Here is a 9034-nt window from a genome sequence, read left to right on the forward strand (position 1 = left end):
GAAAAACTCTGCGGTGAATGAAATTGGATTTTCAATTCATTCAACCTTTTTGTACTTGTTTGCAAATCGTATTTCGGCTCTAAATCGATCGAATCATTTATAGTCATATGCATTGCGTTTCATAACTTTTGTTTTGTTTTGAATACCTGCCACGTTACTTCTGAAGCTCTAAACAGATTCAAAAAAAAAGAGCCTAATGATTGGGAACCATCAAGCTCTTGCTGTTTTATAGTAAATCGTCGAATGCGTCGACAACTTTCTTTTTAGGGAAATCATGAACTTCACGGTTTTTCACTGCACGCTCGATCATCTCATCGAAATCAGTGAATCCTTCATAATAATTCATTTTATCAATACGCGGTTTTGTTTTTGGATTTGCTGGTGTAAATACTGTACAGCAATCTTCAAACGGACGAATTGACGTTTCATATGTGCCGATTTTTTGAGCAATTTCAATAATCTCTAATTTATCATACGTAATTAACGGACGTAAAATCGGTGTTGTTGTCACATCATTAATCGCTGCTAAACTATCTAAAGTTTGACTCGCTACTTGTCCAAGGTTCTCCCCTGTCACAAGTGCTAGAGCATCAATTTCTTTACGAACGATATCAGAAATTTTCATCATCATACGTCTAGTTGAAGTCATCGTCACATTTTCAGGAACAGCTTGTTGAATCGTTTGCTGAACTTCTGTGAAAGGAATGACATGCAATCTCACATTTCCACCGAAATGGCTAATTTGTTCACATAGTTCCATTACTTTACCTAGTGATTGATCACTTGTAAATGGCGGACTAAAGAAATGAATTGCTTCGATTCTTACGCCACGTTTCATCATATAGTAAGCCGCTACTGGACTATCAATACCACCTGATAGTAATAGCAATGCTTTACCATTTGAACCTACTGGAAGGCCAGCAGCACCTTGAATAACTTCTACCATCATATACGTCGCTTGTTCACGAACTTCAATACGTAATTCAATGTCTGGATCCTTCATTTGAACTGTCATACCTGGAAGTGTTGATAATACATGCGTTGCCACTTCACGATTTAATTCGTATGTTTCAAGTTCAAATTTTTTGTAAGAACGTTTAACATTTACTTTAAAAGTTTTACCTTCATAATCAATGCCTTTAACGATTTCAACTGCTAGATTTTTCATATCCTCTAAAGTTGTTGGACATTCTGCAACTGGGCTGAATGATTGAATCCCAAAAACAGTTGGAAGTCTTTCAATTAAATTGTCCATTTCTTCATCAGAAGGACTGCTTAAATACATACGATCGCGCTCTGAACGGATGTGTACTTGATCTAAATCTTGGAATGTATAACGAATATTTTCACGTAAACGATTAATAAATTGTTTACGATTCTTCCCTTTTGTTGTAATTTCACCGTAACGTACTAAAATTTCATGCCATTTCATACTTTCTTACCTCTCCCTTTACCTGCTTCAACACTTTTTCAAAAGCTTTTTTCACAGCTGTAATATCTTCTTCTGTATTTATTAATCCAAAACTAATACGAACAACTCCGCGTGCAAATACATCCGGAATTCCCATAGCAGCCACGACATGACTTACTTTGGAATCCTTCGAGTGACATGCACTTGATGTTGAAATAATAACACCTTCAGCTTGCATCGCATTAATCATGACTTCGCCTTTAATCCCTGCGATTGAACAACTCACAATATGTGGTGCGCCTTCATTCGTAGAAAGGACATACACATCTGCGAACTGTGCTAAAAATGCGTGTAAATCGTTGCGCCATTGTGTGTATTTGGCATTCAACATTGCTCGATTTTCATCTGCTAGGCGAATCGCTTTGGCAATCGCCACGTTTTGTGGAACTGCAACTGTACCACTACGGAAGCCCATTTCCTGACCACCACCGTGGATCAGCGGGTTAATTGTCGTACGTTTTCTAAACGCAGCGACACCACTTCCTTTTAATGCATTTAATTTATGACCAGAAATCGTAATAGCATCTGGGCCTAATTCATCATTAAAAGTGATCGGTAATTTTCCAAAACTTTGAACGGCATCTACATGGAAAAATGCGCGACTATGTTTGTGAACATATTGTGCGATTTTTTCAATTGGTTGAATCGCTCCAACTTCATTGTTTACATGCATAATACTAACAAGAACTGTGTCTTTCGTTAACTTATTTTGTAGATCTTCAAATTGAATAACACCGTTTTTATCAACATCTACTGTATCAATAATAAAACCTTCCTGTTCTAAAGATTTTACAGTTTCTAATACAGAAGCATGTTCAACCGAAGATACTAAAATATGCTTTCCACGATGCGTGTTTGCTTGCGCAATTCCTTTAATTAAAAAGTTATTTGATTCTGAACCACCTGAAGTGAATACAACTTGTTCTTCCGTTGTATGCAATACATTGGCAATTTGCTGACGAGATCTCGTTAATAAATTATTCGACTCAACGCCCATTTCATGTAAAGAAGCGGGGTTCGCGTAATATCGTTCATTCGCTTGGATGAATGTTTTCATAATCTGTTCATCTGGTTTTGTTGTGGCACTATTATCTAAATAAATCATGGATATCCTTCCTTCTATCGACTACATATTTCACTATTATAGCAAAAATAATCTTTCATGTCTTAACAACAAAAAAAAGAGAAGTCGACAAAATGCGATTGCGACTTCTCTTCATCTAATTCAATTATGATTTCAGAACTGCTTCTTTTGCGATTTCTTCCATCTTTTTCAGAGAACCAGGTTCCGCTGAATCAACTGCAATTGCTGCAACTTCTAAAGCACGATTAAATCGTAAATCTCTAAAAGCTTTCTCAGCTTCAGTTAGTTTTTCATCCATTCCCGGTTTCGCCATTCGATATCGGTTACCGTATTGAATTAATAACTCAATAAGCTGCACATTGTTAATCATTTCTTGAATAACTTCTTCTGCTTCAGAAATAAGAATATCCGATTTTTCAATTCCTGCTGCAATTACACCAACATTAATTGGGATTTCAAGTAATTCTTCACGAATCGTTTGCAACTGCAATTCGGATTCATGTAATCGCGCAGTTATTTCATCAGGGACACCAGGGATGTTTGCCTTTTGGACTTTACGTTTTAATTCACGTTGACGATCTTCTAGCTTACTTAATTCGGCACGGCCATCATTTTCATGAACGCGTAAATCAACTAACTTGTTAGAATACATTTGAGCTTGTTCAAATTGCACATCCACAAGTTTTTTCAGATCTTCAAGCTCTTCTTTTAAGCTAGAATAAGCGGATTGTTCCTCCGTCACTTCGATTGCTAAAAGATCATAACGTTGTTGGTAGCTATTCATCGCTGAACGAGCATTAATCGGCAATGCAATTTCTACATCTGTTAAATGATAGCTTAACTGAACTTTGTCAGCTTCAGATTTGATGTAATCGATAAAGCCACTCACTTCATCTAGACGCTCACCCATCTTGTCGAAGTTCTCATCCACATAAAGCTTAGCGATTGCTTCACCTTCAAGTGCATCGTATAAACCATCGATTTCACGCTTAATCGACTCAATTTGACTTGATACATTCTCAGTTTTCAAGTTAATTACTTCCTCTTTTAAAGGAGGGAGTATTTGTTCGATCGACTCAAGCTTCTCAGGAATTTCAAGATGTAATAAGAAGAATGATTGCTCTTGCATCTCATTGAAACCATTTCTAATATCTTTCACATCATTTGGAATTTTGTGTTGGATTTCAGTTAATAAGTTCGGAATTTCACTAATCAATTGGAAGATTTCCTTACCGATTCGATCTAATTCATTCACAATATCTTTTGCCTGTAGGTAATTACCTTGTGAAATTAATACATCGTATTCTTCAAATTGCCCAGGGAAAACTTCAAGTTTCTTCTCAAGAGGCTCTCCAGCAGCGCCAAATGAATATTGATGCGCTAATAAAGTTTTTCGAGCTGTGCGGTAATCTAATTTTAACTTTTCAATCTCAACTCGGCTATTTTCTTCACTCTCAATTAATTCATTAAGTTCTGTTAAAATTAATTCCGTTTCACCATCTACACGGTCGATGATTTGCTCAATCTCTTGTTCTTGCGCAGTCGCATTTTTAAATTGAAATTTATCAACACTATCTTCAATTTTTAAAAGTGCTTCTCCCGCATTTTTTAAATCAACATCGATTAATTCTGTCCATTTATTGCGCCAGCGTTCAAACATTTCTTCAGCTTGGCCGTTCATGTTCAACTGCTTGACCTTAGATAGCTCTTCTAATACTGGTTTCATTTCTACATCCAGTCTTTTTTGTTCTAATCTACTAATTTCATTATGGTGTTTTTTACGATAGACTATTACGACTACCACAAAAACCAATAGTACGATGACAATTGGAATGATATAATTAATCATCATAAGCCCCCTATCTCTAATATCAAGTATAGCCAAGTTATTGTTATTCTTAATAGTACCATGTTTTATTTCAATTTGTTCACCATTTGTGTGTTATTTTTTGGATTTTTTCAATTTCTTACACTTTTTTAGTCCAAATAGGAGGTAATCGTATGAAAAGGGATGCACATATACACTCCCCTTACTGCCCACATGGTTCCAATGATGGGTTTGAGCTTTACATAGAAAAAGCCATTTCAGAAGGTATACAGGATATCACTTTTACAGAACACGCTCCTTTACCGAGGGGATTTATTGATCCAACTCCTTTACAAGATAGTGGGATGCGCCAAGCTGATGTACTTCCCTATATTCAAGAAATCACTTTATTAAAAGAGAAGTACGCTAATCAGATTAAAATTAGAGTCGGCTTCGAAGTAGATTTCATTGAAGGTTTTGAACAACAAACTTGCACATGGTTAAATGAATTCGGTCCACTTATTGATGATGCCATTCTTTCTGTCCATTTTTTAAAATACGCCAATGAGTATGTATGCATCGATTACTCGAAAGATGTATTTTTAGAATTCTCAAAAAAAGTCGGTTCTGTTGAACAAGTTTATCAACTTTATTATGAGACCGTTCGCCAATCTATCGAAGCTGATTTAGGTATGTATAAACCGATGAGAATTGGGCATCCTACCCTAGTTCATAAATTTAGACTGGCACATAACGAGAACATCGATGACCATCAACAAATCATTGAGATTCTTCATTGCATTAAGGAACATGACTATGAATTAGATGTGAATAGTGCTGGCTATGCAAAAGCTTTCTGTCAGGAATCCTATCCACCTATACCCTATATTCCAATTTCCAAAAATTTACAAGTGAAATTAATTTTCGGTTCTGATGCACATCAAGCGAAAGACCTGCATCAATTCGCTGAAAAATTAGTTCATCTTTCATAAAAAAGGAGTTTTTACGATGTTTAACCAAGAGAAAATTGAAGGTACTTTAGAAAAGCAATATGAAATGTTAGCAAAACAATTAGCAGCATTAACAGAAGGTGAAACGGATGAAATCGCCATTTTAAGTAATGCTTCTTCTTTATTAAAACAAGCGCTTCACACGATCAACTGGTGTGGTTTCTACCTATATAAACATGATGAACTTTTACTTGGTCCATTCCAAGGCCTTCCAGCATGTGTTCACATTCGTATCGGTAAAGGTGTTTGTGGTACGGCCGCTGCAGAATTGAAAACATATCGTGTAGCAGATGTCCATGAATTCCCTGGCCATATCGCTTGTGATGCGGCTTCAAATTCTGAAATCGTCGTGCCAATCACACGTAACGGCGAACTTTATGGCGTCTTAGATATTGATAGCCCTATAAAAAATCGTTTTTCCGAAGAAGATCAAAAAGGCATCGAATTATTCGTCCAAACATTACAAAAGTTTTTATAATATACGTAGACATCTGCTTCCCACATGCAGATGTCTTTTTTTGCGAAAAAAAGACCGAATCGAAATTAATTCGAATTCAGTCTATAATTGGCTTTTTAAATTCTTTTTTTAATAGAAGTTCATCATTTGCGATATAGAGCTTCGCCTGATTTTTCCCGTTTGATTTCGCTAAATAAAGAGCGGTATCTGCACGGTTAAAAATCGATTGATAACCGATATTCCCTTGCTGATCCCAACAAGAAATCCCTGCAGATAGCGTCACAGATGGATTCGTCTTCTCTGGAATGTATTTGCAAATACGATCTACAATTGCTAACACTTCCACCATCGCGATATTTGATAGATAGATGGCGATTTCTTCTCCGCCCCATCTTGCACAAATCCCTTTATTCCCAACCTCTTCACGAATAATATTCGAAACAAGTTGTAAGGTTTTATCGCCTACTTGGTGACCAAATTGATCATTCACTTTTTTGAAATCATCAATATCAAACAAGACAAAAATTCCACTTTCATCTTCTTGTACCGAATTCTCTACAGTTCGATCTAAAAACCCTCGCGCATACAGCTTCGTTAAATGGTCGCAATCAACTAAATCTTGCAGTTGTTCACGCAATAAAATATTCGAAATCGCTAATGAACTATGGCGAATAATCGACTGCATTAATTTATAGCTATCAAATGAGAAGTAATATTTCGTTGGGTGAACGACTAGGACGAAACCAAAAACTTGCTGACGATTCATAATTGGAATGGCCATTAACGAATTGAAATCCTCTTGTTTATTTGAAATCTCTTGGAAATTCGCAATAAATAACGGCTCGGATGTTCTTTCAAAATGCGCTACGACAAAATCTAAGTACACCTTTGCTTCGGAATTGAAGAAATAAGCAGAAGTTCCCGTTTTAATTTGCATTTCTTTTTCAAAGAATACTACAGCCATCTCTCTTGGTGAAAATGATTTTTTAATTAAGTTTGATAAATATAATAGCATTTCATTTTTGCTCAAATTCATGTTCAGATGCTGTGATGATTCATTGATCAGTTGTAAATCTGATACGAGACCATGCAACTGATGATACAGTTTGGCATTCTCAAGCGCTTTACCAGATGTATCACCTAAGTATTTGATTTTCTTCTCATCACGTTCAGAAAAGGCATTTTTGCATTCTGCCTCGATCCGAATGACGCCATATGTTCCCTGCTGTCCCTGAATCGGCGAATTAATGGCTGTACATCCATTTTCTTCGATTGATTCAAAAGTAATTTCTCCTGATACAAATGCTTCAATTGTTGCAGGTTTTTCATTAGAATAATCAAAAATATGCACATTTTTAGGCAGTACACGATCTTGATCATTCGATAAAATAACTTGAAACTTATTTTCAGGAAATGCGAACTGAATTTCTTTTACGACAGTATCAATTATATGTGCAACATTCATTGTCGAATGAAAAATTTCAGTCATATGCAATAGTTCTGTTTTCAATAAATTCTTTTCTTGAATCTCTATTTGGCTTCTCAACATATTTGATGTCTCAAATAAGAGTTGAACAAGTTCTTGCACATGTGCCGTTTGGGCAAATTCATGCCATTTTTTTGACGCTTTAAAGAATAAGACGCCATCTAACTGACCATTCTTTTGAATGATGAGGGAGCGATCAATGTAGGGGTGTGTTTCCTTAATTAAATTGAGTTCATTCATACCTAGTTCTAACTGATTCGCATTCGTTAGAGCAATATTAATTGGAATACTTTCAAATGCACACTGATTCTCTGAAACTTCGAACTTTTTGAGTTTATATCCATCTATATAATAATATTCAATATGCGTTAATTCAAAATCTTGGAACAGAACACTTTCAATATACCTACTATAAGTACTACGGTTATATTCCTGCTTATTGAGCTCGATCCAGAAATCCAAAACTCTTCCCTTCACTGCATCTAGTGTATGTTTATTTTGCAAATCTAATCACCTATTCCCCTTTAATAGATACAAAATTACGTTATACCTATTATACACAAATAGGTTCTTTTTTACTACTTACAATTAATCGTAAATTAAAATAGTATGCTAAAAGGTATGATTTACATTAAAATAACCATATAATGATTGACTTTATGCCCTAACGGATATACAATAAAATTTGTGTAAAATAAACGCAGCGGTTGTATGGTTTGGTTTGTTTTATTCTGTACCTCTAGTTTACTAGATGGAGTAGTAGTAATTCTTCGGCTGCATGAACGAAACTACTTGAATTCAGAATACCTACTTTGCTAAGTACAGCTGATTTTTGTTTTATGCCAAATAAAAATCATAGGAGGGACTTTAAATGTCTCGTTATACAGGTCCATCTTGGAAACTATCTCGTCGTTTAGGCATTTCTTTAACAGGTACTGGTAAAGAAATCGAAAAACGTCCATACGCTCCAGGACAACACGGTCCGACTCAACGCATCAAGCTTTCTGAGTACGGTCTTCAATTACAAGAAAAACAAAAATTACGCCATATGTATGGTATGACTGAACGTCAATTCAAAAACGTTTTCGTTAAAGCTGGTAAAATGCAAGGAGTTCATGGTGAAAACTTCATGATCCTTCTTGAAACTCGCTTAGACAACATCGTTTACCGTATGGGTCTTTCACGCACTCGTCGTGGATCTCGCCAATTAGTAAACCATGGCCACATCTTAGTTGATGGCAAACGCGTTGATATTCCATCATACAGCGTTAAACCAGGTCAAGTGATCACTCTTCGTGAGAAATCACTTAACTTAACTGCTGTTAACGAAGCAATCGAAGCTAACTCATTCGTTCCTGAATACGTTGCTTTTGATGCTGAAACTAAAGTTGGTTCTTTCGTACGCTTACCAGAGCGTTCTGAATTATCAGCTGAAATCAACGAAGCTTACATCGTAGAGTTCTACTCTCGTTAATAACTCGTTGCATTTCGCAGCAAGTAACCCCCACAAACTTTATGTTTGTGGGGGTTTTGTTATGCTTGGATTTTGAATAATTTTACAAATAAAAAAAGCACCTAATAATAGGTGCTTTTTTAGGTTCTATTATATATGTTGGGGTCTTAAAACAATTCACGTTGTAACTTTCAGAAATAACGAATGCTTTCCGCCGACAAGTGCCGCACTATTTCTTTCCACTTTAGGTGGAAAGAAAGGATTGC

7 protein-coding genes are annotated in these 9034 nt (G+C 35.9%); 3 read left to right on the top strand and 4 right to left on the bottom strand.

The features are described from left to right. Nucleotides 1–226: 226 nt before the first annotated feature. The 3 genes from thiI to DF281_RS04540 all read right to left on the bottom strand — a co-directional run bounded on the left by thiI (nucleotide 227) and on the right by DF281_RS04540 (nucleotide 4404). Nucleotides 227–1432, bottom strand: coding sequence for a tRNA uracil 4-sulfurtransferase ThiI (thiI, locus tag DF281_RS04530; RefSeq protein ID WP_109349057.1), 1206 nt, complete (start codon nucleotides 1430–1432; stop codon nucleotides 227–229). Then, complete coding sequence (locus DF281_RS04535) at nucleotides 1419–2576, bottom strand: cysteine desulfurase family protein (RefSeq protein WP_109349058.1); 1158 nt, start codon at nucleotides 2574–2576, stop codon at nucleotides 1419–1421. The genes thiI and DF281_RS04535 overlap by 14 nt, the downstream gene beginning before the upstream one ends. A 124-nt stretch (nucleotides 2577–2700) precedes the next feature. Further along, a complete protein-coding gene (locus tag DF281_RS04540) occupies nucleotides 2701–4404 on the bottom strand; it encodes a septation ring formation regulator EzrA (protein ID WP_166636083.1) in 1704 nt (567 codons plus the stop codon). A 152-nt stretch (nucleotides 4405–4556) separates the two neighbouring features. On the opposite strand from DF281_RS04540, the gene hisJ reads away from it, so the two are divergent. Together hisJ and DF281_RS04550 are read left to right on the top strand one after the other, a co-directional pair. Next, nucleotides 4557–5354 (top strand): histidinol-phosphatase HisJ, encoded by a 798-nt coding sequence (gene hisJ, locus DF281_RS04545; protein ID WP_109349060.1) that lies wholly within the window; start codon nucleotides 4557–4559, stop codon nucleotides 5352–5354. A gap of 16 nt (nucleotides 5355–5370) precedes the next feature. Beyond that, a complete protein-coding gene (locus DF281_RS04550; protein WP_109349061.1) occupies nucleotides 5371–5850 on the top strand; it encodes a GAF domain-containing protein in 480 nt (159 codons plus the stop codon). A 76-nt stretch (nucleotides 5851–5926) separates the two neighbouring features. Here DF281_RS04550 and DF281_RS04555 read toward each other — a convergent pair whose 3' ends face one another. After that, entirely contained in the window at nucleotides 5927–7819 is a 1893-nt protein-coding gene (locus DF281_RS04555; RefSeq protein ID WP_109349062.1) for a sensor domain-containing diguanylate cyclase, read from the bottom strand. 367 nt (nucleotides 7820–8186) lie between these two features. On the opposite strand from DF281_RS04555, the gene rpsD reads away from it, so the two are divergent. Further along, nucleotides 8187–8789 (top strand): 30S ribosomal protein S4, encoded by a 603-nt coding sequence (rpsD, locus tag DF281_RS04560; protein ID WP_109349063.1) that lies wholly within the window; start codon nucleotides 8187–8189, stop codon nucleotides 8787–8789. Nucleotides 8790–9034 lie beyond the last annotated feature (245 nt).

The organism is Kurthia zopfii (genome assembly GCF_003143955.1).
In the GTDB taxonomy this organism is placed as follows: domain Bacteria; phylum Bacillota; class Bacilli; order Bacillales_A; family Planococcaceae; genus Kurthia; species Kurthia zopfii.

Coding starts and splice junctions, on each gene's coding strand:
- thiI (WP_109349057.1), bottom strand. CDS start 1,432: ATGAAATGGCATGAAATTTTAGTACGTTACGGTGAAATTACAACAAAA.
- DF281_RS04535 (WP_109349058.1), bottom strand. CDS start 2,576: ATGATTTATTTAGATAATAGTGCCACAACAAAACCAGATGAACAGATT.
- DF281_RS04540 (WP_166636083.1), bottom strand. CDS start 4,404: ATGATTAATTATATCATTCCAATTGTCATCGTACTATTGGTTTTTGTG.
- hisJ (WP_109349060.1), top strand. CDS start 4,557: ATGAAAAGGGATGCACATATACACTCCCCTTACTGCCCACATGGTTCC.
- DF281_RS04550 (WP_109349061.1), top strand. CDS start 5,371: ATGTTTAACCAAGAGAAAATTGAAGGTACTTTAGAAAAGCAATATGAA.
- rpsD (WP_109349063.1), top strand. CDS start 8,187: ATGTCTCGTTATACAGGTCCATCTTGGAAACTATCTCGTCGTTTAGGC.